This window comes from Chromobacterium sp. INPA-IVC, assembly GCF_059047085.1.
Genome location: NZ_JBTNLS010000007.1, coordinates 82943 through 105581, shown reverse-complemented (window position 1 = coordinate 105581; position 22639 = coordinate 82943). Strand labels below are relative to the sequence as shown.

The 22639-nt window shown below is 64.8% G+C and carries 9 protein-coding genes; 7 read left to right on the top strand and 2 right to left on the bottom strand.

Going from position 1 to position 22639, the window contains the following annotated elements; genetic code table 11:
* Positions 1 to 157 precede the first annotated feature (157 nt).
* On the bottom strand, positions 158 to 1636 hold the full coding sequence (locus ACX17K_RS14210) for a TolC family outer membrane protein (protein ID WP_493775306.1): 1479 nt from the start codon (positions 1634 to 1636) through the stop codon (positions 158 to 160).
* A gap of 205 nt (positions 1637 to 1841) precedes the next feature.
* Here ACX17K_RS14210 and ACX17K_RS14205 point away from each other — a divergent pair, with 205 nt between their 5' ends.
* Both ACX17K_RS14205 and ACX17K_RS14200 read left to right on the top strand, forming a co-directional pair.
* Positions 1842 to 2462: a transglutaminase-like cysteine peptidase gene (locus tag ACX17K_RS14205; RefSeq protein ID WP_493775305.1), complete on the top strand. Its 621-nt coding sequence runs from the start codon at positions 1842 to 1844 to the stop codon at positions 2460 to 2462.
* Between the two features lie 13 nt (positions 2463 to 2475).
* A complete protein-coding gene (locus ACX17K_RS14200) occupies positions 2476 to 4377 on the top strand; it encodes a bifunctional diguanylate cyclase/phosphodiesterase (RefSeq protein WP_493775304.1) in 1902 nt (633 codons plus the stop codon).
* A gap of 263 nt (positions 4378 to 4640) precedes the next feature.
* On the opposite strand, the gene ACX17K_RS14195 is transcribed toward ACX17K_RS14200, so the two are convergent.
* The gene (locus ACX17K_RS14195) at positions 4641 to 18308 is read right to left on the bottom strand and encodes a retention module-containing protein (RefSeq protein WP_493775303.1); all 13668 of its coding nucleotides are present in this window, start codon (positions 18306 to 18308) and stop codon (positions 4641 to 4643) included.
* 307 nt (positions 18309 to 18615) lie between these two features.
* Here ACX17K_RS14195 and ACX17K_RS14190 point away from each other — a divergent pair, with 307 nt between their 5' ends.
* The 5 genes from ACX17K_RS14190 to ACX17K_RS14170 all read left to right on the top strand — a co-directional run bounded on the left by ACX17K_RS14190 (position 18616) and on the right by ACX17K_RS14170 (position 22623).
* Positions 18616 to 18918, top strand: a complete 303-nt coding sequence (locus ACX17K_RS14190) for a hypothetical protein (protein ID WP_493775302.1) — start codon at positions 18616 to 18618, stop codon at positions 18916 to 18918.
* A 178-nt stretch (positions 18919 to 19096) separates the two neighbouring features.
* On the top strand, positions 19097 to 19282 hold the full coding sequence (locus ACX17K_RS14185) for a hypothetical protein (protein ID WP_493775301.1): 186 nt from the start codon (positions 19097 to 19099) through the stop codon (positions 19280 to 19282).
* Positions 19276 to 19773 carry a GNAT family N-acetyltransferase gene (locus tag ACX17K_RS14180; protein WP_493775300.1) on the top strand — a complete coding sequence of 166 codons (498 nt, stop codon included), beginning with the start codon at positions 19276 to 19278 and terminating at the stop codon, positions 19771 to 19773. The genes ACX17K_RS14185 and ACX17K_RS14180 overlap by 7 nt, the downstream gene beginning before the upstream one ends.
* 102 nt (positions 19774 to 19875) lie before the next feature.
* On the top strand, positions 19876 to 20526 hold the full coding sequence (locus tag ACX17K_RS14175; RefSeq protein WP_493775299.1) for an EndoU domain-containing protein: 651 nt from the start codon (positions 19876 to 19878) through the stop codon (positions 20524 to 20526).
* Positions 20527 to 20748: 222 nt separating this feature from the next.
* A complete protein-coding gene (locus ACX17K_RS14170; protein ID WP_493775298.1) occupies positions 20749 to 22623 on the top strand; it encodes a M3 family metallopeptidase in 1875 nt (624 codons plus the stop codon).
* Positions 22624 to 22639 lie beyond the last annotated feature (16 nt).

Sequence of the window (22639 nt, the reverse complement as noted above, 5' to 3'; positions counted from 1 at the left end):
GTCGGCAATCGTGCCGGGTCTGACTATGTACGGTCCGTCGCAGGGACGCGCGAACGGCGATCAGCCATCGTTCCGCGCGAGCCCCGGCGCCGGCAAGGCGCCACAATGGCCAAAAGACCCGCATTGCGGGTCTTGCCTGGTTGCGGCGGCCGGTGTTTTAGCGCTTGGCCTTGCCAGTCTTCTTCGATGGCGCGGCGTCTTCCGCCATCGTGGTGGACACATAAGGATGGATGGGGATGCCGGCGGTGCTGAACGGCTGCGGCGGCGTGTAGGCGGTATTGCAGGCGTCGCGCTGCGAGTCGTCGCTGTCGGATTCGAAGCTTTGCTCTTCGATCGGCTTCAGCTGCAGGCTGGGCAGCAGCAGGCCGGATGCGGCCAGCACGCGGGCCTGGGCCAGCTTGTTGTCGTAATCGGCGTTGGCCAGCGCGCGCTTGGAGTCGTACAGCTCGTTCTCGCTGTCCAGCACGTCCAGCAGGGTGCGCTGGCCGATGTCGAACTGCTTCAGGTAGGCGTCGCGGGCCTTTTCGGTGGACAGCGCGTGCTGGCGCAGATAACCCATCTGCTCGCTCAGCTTGTGGGCGTCGTTGCTGGCGATGCGCACCGTCTGCTGCAGGTCGCGGCAGGCCTTGTCGCGCAGGTCCAGCGCCGAGTTGTAGCGCTCGGCGGCCACGCCCAGGCGGGCCTTGTCGGCGCCGCCGCGGAACAAGTTGATGTTGAACACCAGCGCCACCGACTGCTTGTCGTGGGTGCCGTAGACGCTGTTAAGGTTGTCGGTTTTCTCGGCGTGGGCGCGTAGATCCAGCGTCGGCGAGAAGGCGCCGCGTTTGACCTTCAGGTCGCTCTGGGCGGCGCGCACGCTTTCCTGCGCGGCCAGGTAGGCGGGGCTGCTGCGCACGGCGGAGACCAGCAGGTCCTTGTCGCGCGGCAGCTTGTCCTGCATCGCCGGCGCCGGCGCCAGGTCTGTCGGCGGCTCTTCGCCGATCAGCCGCGCGTAGCGGGCGGACACATCGTGCAGATTGGAGGACTCGTTGATCATATTGGTTTCGGACAGCGCCAGCCGGCCGGCCGCCTGTTCCAGGTCGACGCGGCGGCCGACGCCGGCCTTCACCTTTTGTTCGATCTGATCGTAGATGCCCTTGTGGACGCCGTAGCTTTCCTTGGCGTAATCCAGCAGCTGGCGGTAGCGCAGCACGTCCAGATAGGTACGGGTGGCTTCCAGGCCCAGCTGCTCGGACGCGTCGACGAATTCGTAGTACTTGCCGCGCTTGCCAGATTCCAGCTGCTTGACCGTGTTCATGGTCTGGAAGCCCTGGAACAGGTTCTGGCTGAGGTCGGCGGACCAGCCTTTGCGGTTGAAGTCGCTGGTGATCTGCGGGCCGTAATTGACCAGCGGCTCCTTGTTGTCTTCGCGGGCGTGGGTGTAGGAGACGTCCACGGTCGGCAGGTAGCCGGAACGGCCGATGCCGACCTCTTCCGCCGACGAGCGGAATTCATGGAAGCGGAAGCGGACTTCTGGGTTGTTGGCGATGGTTTTTTCCACGACTTGACGCAGGTCGGTGGCCTGCGCCGATGTGGCCGCTAAACTCATCAACGCGGCCACGGTCAGGCGAACGCTGCATTTTTTTAAGCGTTTCATGGTTAATCGTCTCCGGGTGCAAGGGGCTGATATTATTAAATATTTCAATAAATAGATTAAACAATTTTTCTTTAAATGGCAAGTGAATATTCCGCGCCAAGCGAATATCATTCGTCAATCTGCTACAGTTGCGATCATTGATCGGCATGGAATGACCATGAAGCTTGCCTCGCTCGTTTCGGGACGGCGTTTGCGGCGCTGCCTGATGTCCGTCGTGCTGTTGCTGGCCGGCTTGTGCGTCACCGCCGCCAGCCTGCCGACCGAGCGTTCGGCCGCCCGCTACGGCCCGCGCGCGGTCGCGCTGTTCCGCGAATGGAACCAGCTGCTGGGCAGGCTGCAAGGCGTGGACGAGCGGCAAAAGCTGGCCGAGGTTAACCAGTTTTTCAACCGGCGCATCCTGTACCGCGAGGACATAGACAACTGGGGCGTTCAGGATTACTGGGCGACGCCGTTGGAGATGTTCGGCAAGGGGGCGGGCGACTGCGAGGACTTCAGCGTAGGCAAGTACATCTCGCTGCTGGTGCTCGGCGTGTCGCCGGACAAGCTGCGCATCACTTACGTCAAGGCGCGGATCGGCGGGCCGGACAGCACGATCAGCCAGGCGCACATGGTGCTGGCCTATTATCCCACGCCCAGCGCGGAACCGCAGATTCTGGACAGCCTGGTGACCTCGATCGAGCCGGCTTCGCAGCGAACCGACCTGCTGCCGGTGTTCAGCTTCAACGCCCAGGGCCTGTGGGTGGGCAACCGCAGCAGCAATGTCTCCAAGCTGACCCGCTGGCGCCAGGTGATGGACAAGATGAAAAACGAGGGCTTCACTTTTTGAGATGGGCGACGCGATGAAAAACCTTTCCTTGATCCAGCGGTTGTGGCTATTGCTGTTGCTGTTGGTGTTCATGTCGCTGTCGGGCGCGTTGCTGGCCAATCTGTACAACGCCCGCAGTTATTTGGAACAGCAGCTGACTGGCCAAAATGCCAATGCCGCCAACTCGCTGGCGCTGATGATCACCCAGAACCAGGCGGACAAGGCGATGGCCGAAACCTTGATCAACGCGACTTTCGACCAGGGATATTTTCATCACATCCGCTGGCAGGGGGCCGACGGCAAGGTAGTGGTCGACCGCGTCAACCAGGCGGTTTTCCCGGCGGCGCCGGACTGGTTCCGGGCCTTGCTGCCGCTGTCCCCGCAGCCGGGCAGCGCGCTGGTCACCGCAGGCTGGCTGCAGGCCGGAGAGATACGCGTCGAGGCCGCGCTGGGCTACGCCTACGAGTCGCTGTGGATGGGCGCGCTGCAGACCATGCTGTGGCTGCTGGGGGCCGGCTTGCTGGCCGGTCTGCTGGGCTCCATCGACATCTTCAAGCTGCGGCGCGATTTGCAGCGGGTGGTGAACCAGGCGCGGGCGATCAGCGAACGCCGTTTCCAGCGCATGACCGAGCCCAAGGTGCCGGAGCTGGCGCGGATGGTGGGCGCGATGAACCACATGGTGGAGCGGCTGCAGTCTTATCTGGGCGAGCAGTCGGCGGAGGTGGAGCAACTGCGGCGCGAGCGCCATACCGATCCGGTGACGGGCCTGCCCAACCGCGAAGCGCTGGAGCAGGCGGTGTCCAGCACGCTGGCCGAGGAGGAGGATGTCCGCGGCTGCCTGCTGCTGCTGAGGCTGGCCGGGTTGGCCGAGCTGAACCAGCGTCTGGGCGGCGAGCGCGCGGACGCGCTGCTGGTCCGCCTGGCGGCGGATCTGGAAGACCTGGCTTCGCGGCGCAAGGGCTGGATGGCGGCCCGGCTGCGCGGCGCCGACTTCGCCGTGTTCTGCCCGGAGCTGGGGATGGACGGAGGCCGGCAACTGGCGGAGACGCTGTGCGAGCAACTGGCGCTGTACCGGCAGATGGCGTTGAGCGACCGGGACGGCATCGGCCACATCGGCGTGTGCGGCATTGTCGAGGGCGACGAGCTGGCCAGCCTGCTGGCGCGCGCCAGCCAGGCGCTGGCCGAGGCGGAGGCGGCCGGCGACAACCAGTGGCGGGTCGATGACGGCGCCGGCCCGGAGGTGGGCAGCGAATGGGACTGGCGCGAGCTGATCGAAGCCAGCTGCCGCGAGCGCAGCTTACGGCTGCGCTGGTTCCCGGTGGTGGATGCGCAGCGCGCGCCGCTGTGGCAGGAAGGCATGCTGTATCGGCCGGCCGCCGGCGGCCTGCCGGCGATCAACGCGATGCGGCTGGTGTCGCACAGCTTGCGCCTGGGCCTGAGCCATCTGCCCGATCTGGAAGCGCTGCGGCTGGCGCTGGCCGACGCGCCGGGCCTCGCGCTGGCGGTGAACCTGTCGCCGGCCTCGCTGGCGGCCCAAGGCTTTCAGCCGCAGGTGATGGAAATGCTGGGCGGCAGCCGGGCGACGGTGTCGTTCGAGTTCGACGAAGCGGGGCTGGACGAACACTGGGACGCCTTCCTGGCCTTCGGCGAGGCGGTGAAAGGCGCTGGCCACCGGCTGGCGGTGGAGATCCGCGGCCATAGGCTGGAGCTGGTCGCCCGATTGAACCAGGCCGGCATCGATTACCTGGTGCTGGACGGCGCGCTGACGCGCGGCATCCATCAGGACGAAGGCCGGCAGGTGCTGGTCAAGGGCGTGCAGCGGATGACATCGCTGATGGGCGCCAGGCTGATCGCCAAGGGCGTGGTCAGCGAAGCCGACGCGAAACGGTTGCTGGAGCTGCGCGTCGATGGCCTGACCGGTCCCGCCGTGGCGTGACGCCGGTTTTCCGGCCGGGGCGATAGGCAACGTCCGCCGCTGTTCAGCGGCGGACAGCCGCCGCCAGCCGGGTCGTTTTCATGCCGGACATCTCTGCCGGCGCGACATTTCCCTTCCTCTTCTTTCATTCCACGGGTCCGCCAGGGGACGGCAGCGCCGCGCTCCGCCGACGCGGACATGGATGGCGTCTGCCCGTCATGCCGCCGTGGACGCAAAAAAGCCCCCCGCGCGGGCGGGGGGCTGCCGACATCGGGCTGCGCGCCTCAATCGGTATGCAGCTGGCCGTGGTTCAGCAGGTTCTTCAGCACCTGCGCGTCGCTGAGCGTCGCGCCCTGGGTCAGATCGACATTCTGCAGCACGATCTGCTGGGTGACCGGCGTGCCCTGGCCCTGGTGATGGACGTCTATCACCGTGTTGGCGCCTTCCTTGTGGAAGTTCAGGTAACCCTCCAGGCTGGCCGCGTTGTGGCTTTCGCCCTGCAGCAGGTCCTTCAGGTCGAGCACGTCTTTCTCGCCATGCTGGCCGAAGTCGGTGATCACGTCCCGCGCCGGCTTGGCCGCGGTGCCCTGATCGCCCAACGACCACTTGAAGGTGTCGACGCCGGCGCCGCCGGTCAGGATGTCGTTGCCGGCGCCGCCGCGGATCAGCTCGCTGGCGTCGGTGCCCGTCAGCCGGTTGTCGCCGGCGTCGCCCTGGATCAGGCGCTGGTTCGGATCCAGCGTCGACAGGTCGACGTGCAGCCTGGCGCTGGACAAGTCGCCGTCGGCATCCCGCACCGTATAGGTGAAGATGTCCGTCTGGCCTTTGCCCAGCAGCTTGCTGTCGCCGGTGAAGGTGTAGTTGTAGCTGCCGTCCGCGTGCATCAGCAGGTCGCCGAACTGGCCGTGCAGGATGGCCTCCACGCCGCCGTTGCCGGCCTGGTTTCCGCTGGCGCAAGCCACCACCTTCAGGCCGCCGTCGGCGCCGGCGGCGTCGTTCTGCAGCACGTCGCCGCCGGTGGCCGGATGGTGGAAGTCGCTGCCTTCGACGATGCGCGCCATGATGCCGAAGGTGGAGTTGGCGTTCTCGGCGGTGTGGATTTCGTTGCCGATATGGCCCTTGCCATCGTCAAAACCCAGGATCTGCAGGATGTACTGCCGGCCGTTGTACTCGAAGGTCTGGCTGGCGTTGTCGATGGTGACGATGTCCTTGCTGGCTTCGTAGTCGCGGCTGTTCGGCGTCTCCTGGTGGTTCAGGTGGACGAAGAACTGCTGCGGCTGGACGCCCAGCATGAACGACAGGCCCAGCGTGGCGTTGCTGATGCCGGAGTTGCCGCTGATCTCGTAGTTCAGGTGGGTGAGATCGCCCAGCTTGAAGGTCTGGTTCAGCGGCAGCGTGTTGTTCAGCTGGAGGTCGTTGTCGCGGAAGCTGTAGCCGGACTGCTGGCCGTAGGTATCGCCCCAGCGCAGCTGGTTCCGGCCGTCGTCGTTGCCGCCCTGGTTGAAGGTGCTGACGCGGTGGCCGCCGTCCCAGTCCACCCAGTTGCCGACGATGCCGTTGCTGCTGATCTTCAGATCGCCGCTGAGCACCGCCAGGCTGGCGCGGTCGTCGGCCGCCAGCGGCGCGTCGTTGACGATGGCCACGTTCAGCTTGTCGCTGGCGCTGCTGCCGTCGCGGTCGCGCACTTCCACGTTGAGGCTGTCGCTGAAGCGCTCGCCCGGGTTGGCGCCGGCGTGGCCCAGCGTGTACTGGTAGCCGAGCTTGCCGCTGGCGGCGTCGAAGGAGGTGACCTTCAGCGCGCCGTAGGCGGTGTTCAGAATGCTGCCGGTGAGCCTGCCGTCGGCGCCGACCACTTCCACGCCGCCGATGCGGATGCTGGCCACGCCGTCCGGCGCGTTCACCACGAAGCTGCCCTGCTGGGTCAGCTGGGCGGCGTCCGGCGCGGTGCCGGCGGCCAGATGGCTTTCCAGCACGATGGCGTCGCCGCCGCCGTCCAGCGCGTGCAATCCAGACAGGGTGACTGGATGGTCTACCGCCTGGATGGAAACGCTCAGGTTCTGGCTGCTGCTGGCTTGGCTGTGGTTGGATTGCTCGGTGGCCGTGGCGGTGACGGTCAGGTTCAGCTGGCCGTGGTAGCCGGCCGGGCCCTTCAGCTGCAGGCTGTCCAGGCTCCAGTTGCTGACGTCCAGCCGGCCGGAGCCGTCCACCGTCGCCTGGTGGCCGGACGCGTCTTTCAGCACCGCGCCGCTGGGCAAGCCGGACAGGGAGACGTTCAGCGTTTCCGAGCCGTCGCGGTCGACCAGCGAGGCGCTGATGCTGCTCAGCTTGATGAAGTTGCCCTCATAGCCGGCGTTGTCCATCGCCTTGAAGTTGAGGTTGTCGAGAATGGCGCCGTAGGAGTCGCCATCCTTGGCCTCGAACATCAGCCGGTATTTGCCGTCTTCTGCGATCGGCAGCGCAACTTGCTGGTCGCGCAGCCAGCCGGTGCTGGCCGGGTTGAAGTCGTACAGCACCGTGGCCTTGCCGGTGGGGTGGCCGCTGGCGTCGAGCGCGATCAGCTTCACCTGCAGCTGCGAGCTGGCGACCCAGCCGGGACGCGCGGCGATGTCGAAGCCCAGTTGGTAGAAGCGGCCGGCTTCGCACTGGATGTCGGTGTACAGCGTGCGGTCGCCGGGGCCGTTCTCGATCTCCAGCACCTTGTTGGTCGAGCTGCCGCCGGTGTAGGTGCGTTCGGTGCCCACTTCGATCAGGCCGCGGCCGTTGTCGGTATTCCACACGCCGATGGTGTTGGCGCCGCCGATCTTGTTGACCGCCACGTCCTGCCGCCATTCGCGGCCGTTCAGATTGACGTCCTCGAAGTTGAGCGAGGCCAGCGACGAGTAGCCGCCCAGCGACAGCTGTGGCGCGTCGGCCACGGCTTCGACGTGGATGGAGGCCTTGGCCGGGCTGGCGTCCACCGCGCCCTGGTTGTCCTTGGCCGCGTAGCCGAAGCCGGTGTCGCCGCTCCAGTGGCCCGCCGGCTTGAAGTAGACGGCGCCGCCCACGGTGTCGCCGGCCTTGACGATCTGGGTGCCGGCGGCGTCGCTGTACAGCGTGCCGTTGGTCGGCAGATCCTTGATCACGAAGCCGGAGACGCTGCCGTCGCCGTCCTTGCCGGACAGCGCGACGCTGATCAGCGGCTGGTCTTCCTGGCCGGACGCGGACACGTCGAAGGTCTCCGGCGCCATATTGGCGGCGTTGGCGCCGGCATGGCCGGTCGCGGTATCGCCGTTGCCGGTTTCACGTGAAACAGCGTCGACGCCGATGGACAGCGCGCCCTTGACGTTGCCGGGCACTTCCAGCTGCAGACCGGACAGCTTCACGTCCAGCGCTTTGGCGTCCCAATGGCCGGCCTGGGCTATGGTCAGCGAGCCGTCCTTGCCTATGGTGCCGATCAGGTTGTGCTGGTTGTCGAACAGCTGCGAGCCGGCGTACTTGGCGTCCAGCCGGACGACGATGCTGTCCAGCACTTCGCTGCCGTCGCGGTCCACCAGCGAGGCGCTGATGTCGATCGGGTAGCGGGTGAGGTCCGGCCCTTCCTTGGCCCAGTCCTTGCCGTTCCAGTAGTAGGTGCCGTCCTTGAACTGCAGCCGCTCGATATCGTACAGGCTGTCGTGGCCTTCGCCGGCGTAGGGGTTGGCCGCGGTGGTCTGCTTGTCGGTGACCTCGAAGAACACGCTGCCGCCGGCGCCGATGACCGGGCGGGTGACGGTGTAGTCCTTGAAGTTGCCGGCGTAGACCGCGGTGTCGACGCCGTCGCCGCCGTACAGGCTGTCGTCGCCCTTGCCGCCGATCAGGATGTCGTTGCCCTTGCCGGCGTACAGCGTGTCGTTGACTTCGTTGGGCTTGCCGCTCAGCTGGTTCAGGTTGCCGTCGTCGCCGATCAGCACGTTGTCGGCCTTGCTGGTGTCCAGATAGATGGCGTCGTTGCCGCCCATGCCGCGCACGGCGAAGCCGGTGTCGGTTTTGCCGCGCAGGTCGGCGAACGAGTTGTTGCCGTCGTCCAGTGTGATCGCGTTCTTGCCGTATTCGGCCGCGGTCTTTTCCCACGATTCGAAGTTGCGACCGCCGACATAGGGGCTGCCCGGCTGGAAGCTGCCCTGGCCGATCTGCACGCCGACCATCGGCGCGTCGGCGACCGGGGTCATGGTCAGCGTCAGCGTCGAGCTGCTGCCGGTATTGGTGGTGTAGCCGATCTGCGGCAGCTCGCCGGCGTAGTGGGCCGCCGGGGCGAAGCTGTAGCTGCCGTCGGCGTTGACGTGCAGCACGCCCTTGCCGTCCAGCGCCACGTCCACGCCCTGTTTGCCCAGCTGGTAGGTCTGGCCTGCCACGGTGACGCTCTGCACGCTGAGCTTGCTGTCCACGTCGTAGTCGTTGGCCAGCAGGCCGTGGGCGGCGTCGACCGCCAGCGGCTTGTCTTCGACGACGTTGCCGTTGTCCGGCTTCAGCACCGACGGATCGTCCACCGGCGTGATGCCGACGTGGATGGTGATGGTGTCGGTGGCGCCGGCCTTGTCGGTGACCGTCACCTTGAAGCTGTCGCTGCCGTTGTAGTCCTGGTTCGGCGTGTAAGTCCAGCTGCCGTCCTTGCCCAGCAACAGGGTGCCGTGCTGCGGGTTGCCGCTGGCGGCGTAGCTCAGCTGGTCGTTGGCGTCCACGTCCTGCGCGTGCAGCTGGCCGCTGACCGGGGTGTCCTCGGCGGTGGTGACCTGAATGCCGCCGTCCTTGGCGAAGCCGTGGGTCTGGTCGCCGACGAAGACCGGCGCGTCGTTGGCGCCGTGAACGTCGACGCTGATCTTGTGCTCGGTGCCGTCCTTGGCGTAGACGGTGAACACCTCGGTACGCGTTTCGTCCTGGCCCAGGTGCTGCACCTTGTCGTTGTCGACCTGGTACTGCCAGTGGCCGTCCTTGTCTATCGTCAGCGTGCCGTAATTGCCGGCATGGCTGTCGACGCGGCCGGTGTCGAACGCCGCGCGGCCCTTGTCCGGCGTGGCGATGTCGAGTTTGCCGCTGTGGACCAGCATGCCGTCGGCGCCGACGGCGACATCCTCGGTGACGGCGCCCTTGTCGTTGCCGGTGATGACGGCGAAGTTGTCGGTGCCGTAGACCGTGATGTTGACGTTGTGCGAGGTGCCGTCCAGCGATTGGACCGGGAAGGTGTAGTTGATCTTGTCCTGGCTGGTCAGCTCCTGGGCCGCGTCGTTCAGGGTGAACGTCCACTGGCCGGTGGCGCTGTCGAAATGGAAGGTGCCGTATTTGACCAGCACGTCGGCTTGCGGGCGGAAGCCAGCCTCGCCGGCATCCACATCCCTGACCAGCAAGGTGCCGGTGGCCGACGGGAAGGTGCCTTCCACCAGGGTGGCACCGTCGGTGCCGCCGAACACGGCGGGATCGTTGACGCCTTTGATGGTCACGGTGATGTCGTGGGAGGTGCCGTCCTTGGAGTAGACGGTGAACACCTCGGTGCGGGTGACGTCCTGGCCCAGGTATTGGACCTTGGCGTCGTCGACGCTGTAATGCCAGTTGCCGTTGGCGTCGATGGTCAGCTTGCCGAGATTGGTCGTCTTGTTGTCGACGCGGGTGATGTCGAACACCGATTGGCCCTGATCGACATCGGACACGTTCAGCTTGCCGCTGTAATCCAGGGTATTGGTCGAGGAGACGTTCTGGTCCTCGGTCACGCTGCCGGTGTCGTTGCCGGAGAAGGTGGCGGTGTCGTTGGTGCCCAGCACCTGGATGGACACCACCGAGCTGGCGGTGCCGTCCTTGGACCACACGGTGAACTGCAGCGGAACCTTGTCGTCTTCGCCCAGCGCCTGAACCTTGGCGCTGCTGTTGTCGATGGTGAAGGTCCAGGTGCCGTCGGCGTTGGCCTGGAAGGTGCCGTAGTCGGTCACCTGCTGGTAAGGCTGCAACTGGGCCTGGCCCTGGTCGACATCCACCACGGTCAGCTTGCCGTTGGCGACGGTCTGGGCCGCGGTGTCTTCCTTGACGATGCCGGAGCCGATGTCGCCGGCGCCGTGGCCGACGTCGGCGGTGTCGTTGACGCCGGTGACGACGATGGTGATGTCGTGGGCGGTGCCGTCTTGCGAGTAGACGGTGAAGACTTCAGTGCGGGTATCGCCCTGGCCCAGGTACTGCACCTTGGCGTTATCGACGCTGTAGTGCCAGTTGCCGTTGGCGTCGATGGTGATGGTGCCGAGATTGGCGGTCTTGTTGTCGATGCGGCTGGTATCGAAGCTGGATTGGCCCTGATCAACGTCGCTGACGTTCAGCTTGCCGCTGTAGTCCAGCGTATTCGCCGCCGAGACATTGGCGTCTTCGGTCACCGCGCCCTGGTCGTTGCCGGAGAAGGTGGCGGCGTCGTTGACGCCGGTGACGACGACAGTGATGTCATGGGCGGTGCCGTCCTGAGAATAGACGGTGAACACCTCGGTGCGGGTGTCGCCCTGGCCCAGGTATTGCACCTTGGCGTTGTCGACGCTGTAGTGCCAGTTGCCGTTGGCGTCGATGGTGATGGTGCCGAGGTTGGCGGTCTTGTTGTCGACGCGGGAAGTGTCGAACGAAGACTGGCCCTGGTCGGCATCGGTTACGTTCAGCTTGCCGCTGTAGTCCAGGGTGTTCGCCGCCGAGACGTTGGCGTCTTCGGTCACCGCGCCGGCGTCATTGCCGGAGATCACCGCGGCATCGTTGACGCCGGTGACGACGACGGTGATGTCGTGCGAGGTGCCATCCTGGGAGTAGACGGTGAACACCTCGGTGCGGGTGTCGCCCTGGCCCAAGTACTGCACCTTGGCGTTGTCGACGCTGTAATGCCAGTTGCCGTTGGCGTCGATGGTGATGCTGCCGAGGTTGCTGGTCTTGTTGTCGACGCGGGAAGTGTCGAACGAAGACTGGCCCTGGTCGGCATCGGTTACGTTCAGCTTGCCGCTGTAGTCCAGGGTGTTCGCCGCCGAGACGTTGGCGTCTTCGGTCACTGCGCCGGCGTCATTGCCGGAGATCACCGCGGCATCGTTGACGCCGGTGACGACGACGGTGATGTCATGGGCGGTGCCGTCCTTGGAGTAGACGGTGAATACCTCGGTACGGGTGTCGCCCTGTCCCAGATATTGGACCTTGGCGTTGTCGACGCTGTAGTGCCAGTTGCCGTTGGCGTCGATGGTGATGCTGCCCAGGTTGGCGGTCTTGTTGTCGACGCGGGAGGTGTCGAACGAAGACTGGCCCTGGTCGACATCGGTCACATTCAGCTTGCCGTTATAGTCCAAGGTATTCGTAGCCGAGACATTGGCGTCTTCGGTCACCGCGCCCTGGTCATTGCCGGAGAAGGTGGCGGCGTCGTTGACGCCGGTGACGACGACGGTGATGTCGTGGGACGTGCCGTCCTGAGAGTAGACGGTGAAGACTTCGGTGCGGGTGTCACCCTGGCCCAGGTACTGCACCTTGCTGTTATCGACGCTGTAATGCCAGTTGCCGTTGGCGTCGATGGTGATCGAGCCCAAATTGGTGGTCTTGTTGTCGACGCGGGAGGTGTCGAACACCGCCTGGCCCTTGTCAGGATCGACCACGTTCAGCTTGCCGCTGTAGTCCAGGGTGTTGGCGGCGGAGACGTTGAGGTCTTCGGTGACGGCGCCCTGATCGTTGCCGGTGATCACTGCCGGATCGTCCTTGCCCTGGATGGTGACAGTGACGGTATGGGTCGTGCCGTCCAAGGACAGTACGGTGAAGGTGCGATCGAAGCGATCGGCGCTGGTCAGCTCCTGTGCCTTGGCATTGTCCAGCGTGAAGGTCCACTGGCCGGTGGCGCTGTCGAAATGGAAGGTGCCGTAGTCGACCTGAACGTCGGCCATCGGCTGGAAGGCGGACTGGTTCTGATCCACATCCTTGACCAGCAGGGTGCCGCTCACCTGGGTGATATCGTCCTCGACCACGACGCCGTGATCGGTGCCGGAGATCACCGCGGCGTCATTGACGCCAGTGACGACGACAGTGATGTCGTGGGACGTGCCGTCTTGCGAATAGACGGTGAACACCTCGGTGCGGGTGTCGCCCTGGCCCAAGTACTGCACCTTGGCGTTGTCGACGCTGTAGTGCCAGTTGCCGTTGGCGTCGATGGTGATGCTGCCGAGGTTGCTGGTCTTGTTGTCGACGCGGGAAGTGTCGAACGAAGACTGGCCCTGGTCGGCATCGGTTACGTTCAGCTTGCCGCTGTAGTCCAGCGTATTCGCCGCCGAGACGTTGGCGTCTTCGGTTACCGCGCCGGCGTCATTGCCGGAGATCACCGCGGCATCGTTGACGCCGGTGACGACGACAGTGATGTCGTGGGCGGTGCCGTCTTGCGAATAGACGGTGAAGACTTCGGTGCGAGTCTCGCCCTGGCCCAGGTACTGCACTTTGGCGTTGTCGACACTGTAGTGCCAGTTGCCGTTGGCGTCGATGGTGATGCTGCCGAGGTTGGCGGTCTTGTTGTCGACGCGGGAGGTGTCGAACGAGGACTGGCCCTGGTCGGCATCGGTTACGTTCAGTTTGCCGCTGTAGTCCAGGGTGTTGGCGGCGGAGACGTTGGCGTCTTCGGTTACCGCGCCGGCGTCGTTGCCGGAGAAGGTGGCGGCGTCGTTGACGCCGGTGACGACGACGGTGATGTCATGCGAGGTGCCGTCCTTGGAGTAGACGGTGAATACCTCGGTGCGGGTGTCGCCCTGGCCCAGGTACTGCACCTTGGCGTTGTCGACGCTGTAGTGCCAGTTGCCGTTGGCGTCGATGGTGATGCTGCCCAGGTTGCTGGTCTTGTTGTCGACGCGGCTGGTATCGAACACCGATTGGCCTTTGTCAGGGTCGACGACATCCAATTTGCCAACATAGTCCAGCGTATTCGCCGCCGACACATTCAGATCTTCGGTAACGGCGCCCTGGTCGTTGCCGGTGATGACTGCCGGATCGTCCTGCCCCTGGATGGTGACGGTAACGGTATGAGCTGTGCCATCGACCGAGTACACGATGAAGTTGCGGTCCAGGCTGTCGGCGCTGGTCAGCTCCTGTGCCTTGGCGTTGTCCAGCGTGAAGGTCCACTGGCCGGTGGCGCTGTCGAAATGGAAGGTGCCGTAGTCGACCTGAACGTCGGCCATAGGCTTGAATGCGGACTGGTTCTGATCCACATCCTTGACCAGCAGGGTGCCGCCGACCTGCAGGATGGTGTCTTCGACCACGATGCCGTGATCGGTGCCGCCGATGATGGCAGGGTCGTTGACGCCATTGATGGTGACGGTGATGTCGTGCGAGGTGCCGTCCTGAGAGTAGACGGTGAAGACTTCGGTGCGGGTGTCGCCCTGGCCCAGGTACTGCACCTTGCTGTTATCGACGCTGTAGTGCCAGTTGCCGTTGGCGTCGATGGTGATGGTGCCGAGATTGGCGGTCTTGTTGTCGATGCGGCTGGTGTTGAACACCGCCTGGCCCTGATCGAGGTCGCTGACATCCAGCTTGCCGTTGTAGTCCAGGGTTTTAGCCGCCGAGACGTTCTGGTCTTCGGTGACGGCGCCTTGGTCATTGCCGGTGATCACCGCGGCGTCATTGACGCCGGTGACCACGACGGTGATGTCGTGCGAGGTGCCGTCCTGAGAGTAGACGGTGAAGACTTCGGTGCGGGTGTCGCCCTGGCCCAGGTACTGGACTTTGGCGTTGTCGACGCTGTAGTGCCAGTTGCCGTTGGCGTCGATGGTGATGCTGCCGAGGTTGGCGGTCTTGTTGTCGATGCGGCTGGTGTTGAACACCGATTGGCCCTGATCGGCATCGGCCACGTTCAGCTTGCCGCTGTAGTCCAGGGTGTTGGCGGCGGAGACGTTGAGGTCTTCGGTCACCGCGCCCTGGTCATTGCCGGAGAAGGTGGCGGCGTCGTTGACGCCGGTGACGACGACGGTGATGTCGTGGGCGGTGCCGTCTTGCGAATAGACAGTGAAGACTTCGGTGCGGGTGTCGCCCTGTCCCAGGTACTGGACTTTGGCGTTGTCGACGCTGTAGTGCCAGTTGCCGTTGGCGTCGATGGTGATTGAACCCAGATTGCTGGTCTTGTTGTCGATGCGGCTGGTGTTGAACACCGATTGGCCCTGGTCCGGATCGACCACGCTCAGCTTGCCGCTGTAGTCCAGGGTGTTGGCGGCGGAGACGTTGAGGTCTTCGGTGACGGCGCCCTGGTCATTGCCGGAGATCACCGCGGCGTCGTTGACGCCGGTGATGACGACGGTGATGTCGTGGGCGGTGCCGTCTTGCGAATAGACGGTGAAGACTTCGGTGCGGGTGTCGCCCTGGCCCAGGTACTGCACCTTGGCGTTGTCGACGCTGTAGTGCCAGTTGCCGTTGGCGTCGATGGTGATGCTGCCGAGGTTGGCGGTCTTGCTGTCGATGCGGCTGGTGTTGAACACCGACTGGCCCTGGTCCGGATCGGCCACGTTCAGTTTGCCGCTGTAGTCCAGGGTGTTGGCGGCGGAGACGTTGAGGTCTTCGGTGACCGCGCCCTGGTCGTTGCCGGAGATCACCGCGGCGTCGTTGACGCCGGTGACGACGACAGTGATGTCATGGGCGGTGCCGTCTTGCGAATAGACGGTGAAGACTTCGGTGCGGGTGTCGCCCTGGCCCAGGTATTGCACCTTGGCATTGTCGACGCTGTAGTGCCAGTTGCCGTTGGCGTCGATGGTGATGCTGCCGAGGTTGCTGGTCTTGTTGTCGACGCGGCTGGTATCGAACACCGACTGGCCCTTGTCTGGGTCGACGACATTCAATTTGCCAGCATAGTCCAGGGTATTCGCCGCCGACACATTCAGATCTTCGGTGACGGCGCCCTGGTCGTTGCCGGTGATCACCGCCGGATCATCCTTGCCCTGGATGGTGATGGTGACGACGTGGGGCGTGCCATCCACGGAGTGCACGGTGAAGGTGCGGTCGAAGCGGTCGGCGCTGGTCAGTTCCTGTGCCTTGGCATTGTCCAGCGTGAAGGTCCACTGGCCGGTGGCGCTGTCGAAATGGAAGGTGCCGTAGTCGACTTGAACGTCGGCCATCGGCTGGAAGGCGGACTGGTTCTGGTCCACGTCCTTGACCAGCAGGGTGCCGTTCACCTGGGTGATATCGTCCTCGACCACGACGCCGTGGTCGGTGCCGCCGATGATGGCCGCGTCGTTGACGCCGTTGATGACCACGGTGATGTCGTGCGAGGTGCCGTCCTGCGAGTAGACGGTGAACACCTCGGTGCGGGTGTCGCCCTGGCCCAGGTACTGCACCTTGCTGTTGTCGACGCTGTAATGCCAGTTGCCGTTGGCGTCGATGGTGATGCTGCCGAGGTTGGCGGTCTTGCTGTCGATGCGGCTGGTATTGAACACCGCCTGGCCCTGATCGACATCGGACACATTCAGTTTGCCGACGTAGTCCAGCGTCTTGGAGCTGGAGACGTTGGTGTCTTCGGTCACCGAGCCCTGGTCATTGCCGGTGATCACCGCGGCATCGTTGACGCCGGTGACGATGACGGTGATGTCGTGCGAGGTGCCGTCCTGCGAGTAGACGGTGAACACTTCGGTGCGGGTGTCGCCCTGGCCCAGGTACTGCACCTTGGCGTTGTCGACGCTGTAGTGCCAGTTGCCGTTGGCGTCGATGGTGATCGACCCCAGATTGGCGGTCTTGTTGTCGATGCGGCTGGTGTTGAACACCGACTGGCCCTGATCGACATCGGACACGTTCAGCTTGCCGTTGTAGTCCAGGGTGTTGGTGGCGGAGACGTTGAGGTCCTCGGTCACCGCGCCGTGATCGTTGCCGGTGATTATCGCGGCGTCGTTGGTGCCCAGCACCTGGATGGAGACCACCGAGCTGGCGGTGCCGTCCTTGGACCACACGGTGAACTGCAGCGGAACCTTGTCGCCTTCGCCCAGCGCCTGAACCTTGGCGCTGCTGTTGTCGATGGTGAAGGTCCAGGTGCCGTCGGCGTTGGCCTGGAAGGTGCCGTAGTCGGTCACCTGCTGGTAAGGCTGCAACTGGGCCTGGCCCTGGTCGACATCCACCACGGTCAGCTTGCCGTTGGCGACGGTCTGGGCCGCGGTGTCTTCCTTGACGATGCCGGAGCCGATGTCGCCGGCGCCGTGGCCGACGTCGGCGGCATCATTGACGCCATTGATGACGACGGTGATGTCATGCGAGGTGCCGTCTTTGGAGTAGACGGTAAAGACTTCAGTGCGAGTATCGCCCTGGCCCAGGTATTGGACCTTGGCGTTGTCGACGCTGTAGTGCCAGTTGCCGTTGGCGTCGATGGTGATCGACCCCAGATTCGCGGTCTTGTTGTCGATGCGGCTGGTGTTGAATACCGATTGGCCCTGGTCGGCATCGGACACATTCAGCTTGCCGCTGTAGTCCAGCGTATTCGCCGCCGAGACGTTGGCGTCTTCGGTGACGGCGCCCTGGTCGTTGCCGGAGAAGGCGGCGGCGTCGTTGACGCCATTGATGACGACGGTGATGTCGTGGGCGGTGCCGTCTTGCGAATAGACGGTGAATACCTCGGTACGGGTGTCGCCCTGGCCCAGGTACTGGACTTTGGCGTTGTCGACGCTGTAATGCCAGTTGCCGTTGGCGTCGATGGTGATGGTGCCGAGGTTGGCGGTCTTGTTGTCGATGCGGCTGGTGTTGAACACCGATTGGCCCTGGTCGGCATCGGACACGTTCAGCTTGCCGCTGTAGTCCAGGGTGTTGGCGGCGGAGACGTTGAGGTCTTCGGTGACGGCGCCCTGGTCGTTGCCGGAGAAGGCGGCGGCGTCGTTGACGCCGGTGACGACGACGGTGATGTCATGGGCGGTGCCGTCCTTGGAGTAGACGGTGAACACCTCGGTGCGGGTGTCGCCCTGGCCCAGGTACTGTACCTTGCTGTTGTCGACGCTGTAATGCCAGTTGCCGTTGGCGTCGATGGTGATGCTGCCCAGGTTGGCGGTCTTGTTGTCGACGCGGGTGGTGTTGAATACCGCCTCGCCTTGGTCGGGGTCGGACACGTTCAGCTTGCCGCTGTAGTCCAGCGTATTCGCCGCCGAGACATTGGCGTCTTCGGTCACCGCGCCCTGGTCGTTGCCGGTGATCACCGCAGCGTCGTTGACCGGATTGATGCCGATATTGACGGTTACGGTGGCGGTGCCGCCGCGGCCGTCGCTGACGGTGACGGTGAATTTGTCGCTGCCGTTGTAGTCCTGGGCCGGGGTATAGGTCCAGGTGCCATTCGGATTGACGGTGACGGTGCCGTGCTGCGGGTCGGCGCCTTTGACGAAGGTCAGCGGGTCGCCGTTGGGATCGCTGGCGGTCAGCGTGCCGCTGACCGGCGTGTCTTCGTCGGTGGTGACATTCATGTCGCTGCCCAACGGCGCGCCGTTGGCGGCGGTGAAGAACGGCGGCGAGTTCTGCGCCGGGACATCGGCGGCCCGGTTTTCGGGCACTTGCGCCGCGCTTGCCTGCGCTGCCTCCAGCTGCAGCCCGGTCAGGCTTTCCGAGATGCGACCGATGCGGACGAAGGAGTGGCCGCTGTTCTCGCCGCCGGCGTCGTTCAGGCCGGCCGCTGCCGGGTCGAGGCTGTCAAAAGGATTGCCGGGGTTGGCCGCCGGATTGTCCAGCGCCGCCAGGATCTGTTGGGCTTCCGGCGCCAGCGGGGCGATGCTGGCCTCCGCGGCGTCGGCATGCTGCGCGTGCAGCACCTCCTCGGTCAGCGTCACCTGGCGGTCGCCGTCCAGGTGCATCACTTCGCCGTCGGCGCGGCTGATGCTGACGGCGGCGCCGTTTTCCAGCTGCAGTTGCTCGCCGGGCTGCAGGATGTCGCCTACTTTCAGGATGCGTACCTTGCCGTCGACGCCGATCGCCTTGACGCTGCCTTGCAGCGAGAGAACCTGTCCCTGGGTGCTGGTGGCCATGATGGAAATCCTTATGACAGTTTGCTGATTTCAGCAGGATAGCGGCGCGCCACCCAGAAAAACATTGTACTGAAGCGCTATAAAACCCGACTCCTTATGTATGTTGTCTGACAATGTAATGGATCTGACCGGCGGGGCTAGACCATAAACATAAAAGACGTACCTGACACTTGGTACGGGTTTGGCTATAACCCCTTAAGAAAAGGGGGGCAGGGCGCAGAAATCGCGGGCGGCTGCCAGCGCCGTATAATGTCGGACAATTGGAGCCAGCCCGCGGCGCCGCTGTCCTTGTCGCGGGGAATTCATCATGGAACTCTATCTGCTCTGCCTGGTTTTCTTTCTGACCGACATCGGCGTCCGGCTGGCGTTGCGCACTCGATCGTGGCGCGCGGTGGAGTTGACGCTGGTGGCCGGTTTGCTGCTGGCCTGGCTGCTGTATCCGCATTTGAGCGATTGGGCGGTGCCATGGATGCCGCTGGGCTGGGGCATGCTGTTGTACGCGGTGATGGTCGGCCTGCAGCTGGGACTGATGGATGCGGCCTTGCGCACCGGACTTGGCCGCTGGCGCGCGGCGCACGCGCCGGTCAGGCAGGCAAGCCGGCGCTGGTGAGCATAAGGCCGCGTCTGCGGCCTTATGCTTGACGAATGGCCCGCGGCGGGAGCAGACTTCGCGCTCCCGCCGTTGCGCATCCTGAAAACGCATCATCCGCGGGAATTATCGGAGCCGTTTCGCCGCCCGGCGCATCGGACTCCTCGCTCTTTCATCGCTCTTTACAGGTACCGCCATCATGGCATCGATCTTTATCCTGTCGCGCCACTTGCTGCGCGACATGCTCGGCGACGAGCCCGTTTTCCCATCCATACTTTCCTCAGAAGCGCCGCCGCGGCAACTGCTGGCCGACGACGACCATTTGCGCCGATCGCGGCTGGAACAGCGCGCCGATCAGCGCCGGCTGGAGGTTTGCTCATGCTGATCCTGGCCGAGCCGGACGGCAGGCTGAGGCTGCGCGATTTTCGCGGATCCGATCTCGACGCCTATCTGGCGGTGCGCAAGGGCGCGGCCTTCGGCCGCCATTACGCGCCGGAGCAGATGAGCGCGGATTTCAGCGCGCGGCTGCTGGAAAACTTTCTGGCGCAGCAAGGGCGGACGCCGCGCTGCGACTGGCAGCTGGCGATCGAGCGCATCGACGATGGCGCGCTGATCGGTTCGGTCGGCTTGCGCGACTCGGGCGGCGGCGAGGCCGAGTTCGGCATCGAGCTGGCCGAGACCGCCTGGCGGCAGGGCTACGCGCGGGAGGCGGCCCGGCTGATGCTGGCCTTCGGCCGCGAGCGTCTGGCCTGCCGGCGCTTTCGCGCGCATTGCGCGCCCGGCAACGTGGCGATGCTGCTGCTGGCGCAGAAGCTGGGCTTCGACATGCAGCCGCTGCGCGACGGCCGTCGGCTGGATCTGCTGTTTGCGGCCTGAGGCCGGGCGGTTGCGGCGAGAGAAGACGGTTTTCACAAAGGGGAAGCCGTTTCGTCTTGCCTGCTAGGCAGCATGTGCTGTCTGTCAGGCAAGGAGTTTCCCATGCGTTCCTTTTTGCTGCTTCTGCTGGGGCTGGCCGCGGCGCTGCCGTCCGTCGCCGCGGTCAATTGCGCGCCGGGATCGGCGGATGTCGCGCCGGTTCCGGCGCAAGACGCCGTTCCGCCTGCCGCCAATAGCCGGCTTAACCCGCAGATCAATCTGCGGCATATCTTCTGCGGCGAGATCAACGGCGCCGGCAATGCCGTCGGTTTTCATGCCCAGCCGGGCGGACACAATCCGCAGCTGGGTCCCGAGCCCGACGCGCCGCTGGCTGCCCGCATTACCGCAGGCGTGAGCTATATCGTGCTGCCCGGCGCGGCCCATCCAGGGCCATATCGCTATGTCGGCGGCGGCATCCAGGTGTATGACGCGGCGGCCGGCGCATGGGTGGCCAAGGGCGGGGCCGCCAGCTCCACTTTCTATCCCGATGCTTGCAACCGGGCGCAGATCGTGGCGTCGGTCCGCTACGCCTATACCCATATCGCCAGTTTCAACGCCGGCAACCAGCAATTCGTCGGCCCGTCGGCGCCGGCGATCAATGCCGCCGGTTATTGCACCGGCGAAAACGGCGCGGTGTTCAGCATCGCCGGCTATCTGAACCTGATCGGCGGGGTATGGCGGGTGAATACCGCCTACCCGCTGTCGATGTTCTAGCGGTTTGCGGCCACGCCGCCAGAGAACCGGCGGCGGATGCTGCCTTAAACGGCGCGAGTTTTGATTTACTCATGCAAAAAATGGGGATTCATGTGAAATAGCATTGAGATATCTTGACCTTGCGGGGATATGGTATGAGACTTAATCATCCATGACGTGGCGATATTCATCGCTCAAACCATGCCGCCGATAGAGCGGCGACATCCCCGGGAGAAAATGGAAATGATTGCATTGGCAGCGCTGCGCGGCGAGTTCGACGCGCTCAACCGCGATTACCTGGCCATCCACAAGGCCAAGGAAGACCTGTTCTGGGACACCTATATGGCGGTGTCCGACGACGACGCCGGCTTCGCCCGCGCCGAGGGCGCGTTCAAGGATTTCATTTCCAGCCCGGAGCGGCTGGCGCGGACCAAGGCCGCCATCGCCCGGCTGGAGGCGTTGCCGGCCGGCGCCGAGCGCGACGCGCTGCTGCACGGCTTCAATGGCTGGCTGGCGCTGTTCGACAGCAACATCATTGAAAGCGACGAAGCGCGCCAGCTGATGACCGAGCTGGTGGCGCTGGAGTCCGAGCTGTTTTCCAAGCGCCGCGGCTACACGATGCGCCACATCAACGAGGCCGGCGAACTGGAAGAGGCGACGCTGAGCGGCTTGTCCACCAATATGGGCACCAACCGCGACGAGGCGGCGCGCAAGAGCTCCCACGACGCGTTGATGGGCCTGGAGCGTTGGGCGCTGGACAACGGCTTCATCGCCATCGTCAACAAGCGCAACGCGCTCGCCCGCAGCCTGGGCTACGCCGATTACTTCGAATACAAGGTGAAGAAGAACGAGCAGATGACGCCGGATCAGCTGTTCGCGATTCTGGATGACTTCGAGGCCCGCACCCGCGACGCCAACCAGCGCGCGCTGGACCAGCTGAAGGCCAGGCACGGCGACGGCGCGCTGCTGGCGCACAATCTGCGCTTCCACATGAGCGGCGACGTCACCCGCCAGATGGACCCGTTCCTGCCGTTCGCCAAGGCGGTGGAGCGCTGGGTGCTGAGCTTCCGTCGCCTGGGCATCCAGTACCGCGGCGCGACGATGCAGCTGGACCTGGTCGAGCGCCAGGGCAAGTACCAGAACGGCTTCTGCCACGGTCCGATCCCGTCCTTCTTCGACGGCGAGACCTGGGTGGCCGGCCAGATCAACTTCACCGCCGACGCCAAGCCGGACCAGGTGGGCAGCGGCGCGCGCGCGATCAACACGCTGTTCCACGAGGGCGGCCACGCCGCCCACTTCGCCAACGTCACGCAGAACGCGCCGTGCTTCTCGCAGGAGTTCGCGCCGACGTCGATGGCCTACGCCGAAACCCAGAGCATGTTCTGCGACAGCCTGCTGGACGATGCCGACTGGATGAAGCGCTACGCCCGCAACGGCAAGGGCGAGGCGATTCCGGACGAGCTGATCCGCGCCCGCATCGAGGCGACGCAGCCCTTCGCCGCCTACGCCGAGCGCTCGATCGCCGTGGTCGCGTATTTCGAGCGCGCGCTGTACGCGCTGCCGGAAAGCGAGCTCTCCGCCGAACGCATTCTGCAGCTGGCGCGCGACAGCGAGCGGCGCATTCTGGGCATCGCCGTCAGCCCGCGCCCGCTGCTGGCCATTCCGCACCTGCTGAACCAGGAATCGGCCGCCGCCTACCACGGCTATCTGCTGGCCAATATGGCGGTGTACCAGACCCGCGCCTACTTCATCGGCAAGTTCGGCTACCTGACCGACAACCCGGCCATCGGTCCGCTGCTGGCCGAGCACTACTGGGGCCCGGGCAACAGCATCAACCACAACGCCACGCTGCTGAGCCTGACCGGCGAGCCGTTCAACGCCCGCTACCTGGCCGACAGCTGCAACCAGAGCGTGGACGAGGCCTGGGCCGGCGCGCAGAAGTTGATCGCCGATGCCGCCGCCCGCGACTATCCGGCGCAGTATCCGGACGCGCTGGACGCGCGCATCCGCCTGGTGCACGGCGCGGAGCTGATCGCCGACAACGCGGCCGGCGACGCGGCGATGTTCGACCGCTTCGAGAGCTGGGTGGCCGGCCATTACCCGGCCAGCGTGCACTGAGTTTTTGCCGGGGCGC

Excerpts from the sequence above, each read along its gene's own strand:
- ACX17K_RS14210 (WP_493775306.1), bottom strand. The coding sequence starts at position 1,636 with ATGAAACGCTTAAAAAAATGCAGCGTTCGCCTGACCGTGGCCGCGTTG.
- ACX17K_RS14205 (WP_493775305.1), top strand. The coding sequence starts at position 1,842 with ATGTCCGTCGTGCTGTTGCTGGCCGGCTTGTGCGTCACCGCCGCCAGC.
- ACX17K_RS14200 (WP_493775304.1), top strand. The coding sequence starts at position 2,476 with ATGAAAAACCTTTCCTTGATCCAGCGGTTGTGGCTATTGCTGTTGCTG.
- ACX17K_RS14195 (WP_493775303.1), bottom strand. The coding sequence starts at position 18,308 with ATGGCCACCAGCACCCAGGGACAGGTTCTCTCGCTGCAAGGCAGCGTC.
- ACX17K_RS14190 (WP_493775302.1), top strand. The coding sequence starts at position 18,616 with ATGGAACTCTATCTGCTCTGCCTGGTTTTCTTTCTGACCGACATCGGC.
- ACX17K_RS14185 (WP_493775301.1), top strand. The coding sequence starts at position 19,097 with ATGGCATCGATCTTTATCCTGTCGCGCCACTTGCTGCGCGACATGCTC.
- ACX17K_RS14180 (WP_493775300.1), top strand. The coding sequence starts at position 19,276 with ATGCTGATCCTGGCCGAGCCGGACGGCAGGCTGAGGCTGCGCGATTTT.
- ACX17K_RS14175 (WP_493775299.1), top strand. The coding sequence starts at position 19,876 with ATGCGTTCCTTTTTGCTGCTTCTGCTGGGGCTGGCCGCGGCGCTGCCG.
- ACX17K_RS14170 (WP_493775298.1), top strand. The coding sequence starts at position 20,749 with ATGATTGCATTGGCAGCGCTGCGCGGCGAGTTCGACGCGCTCAACCGC.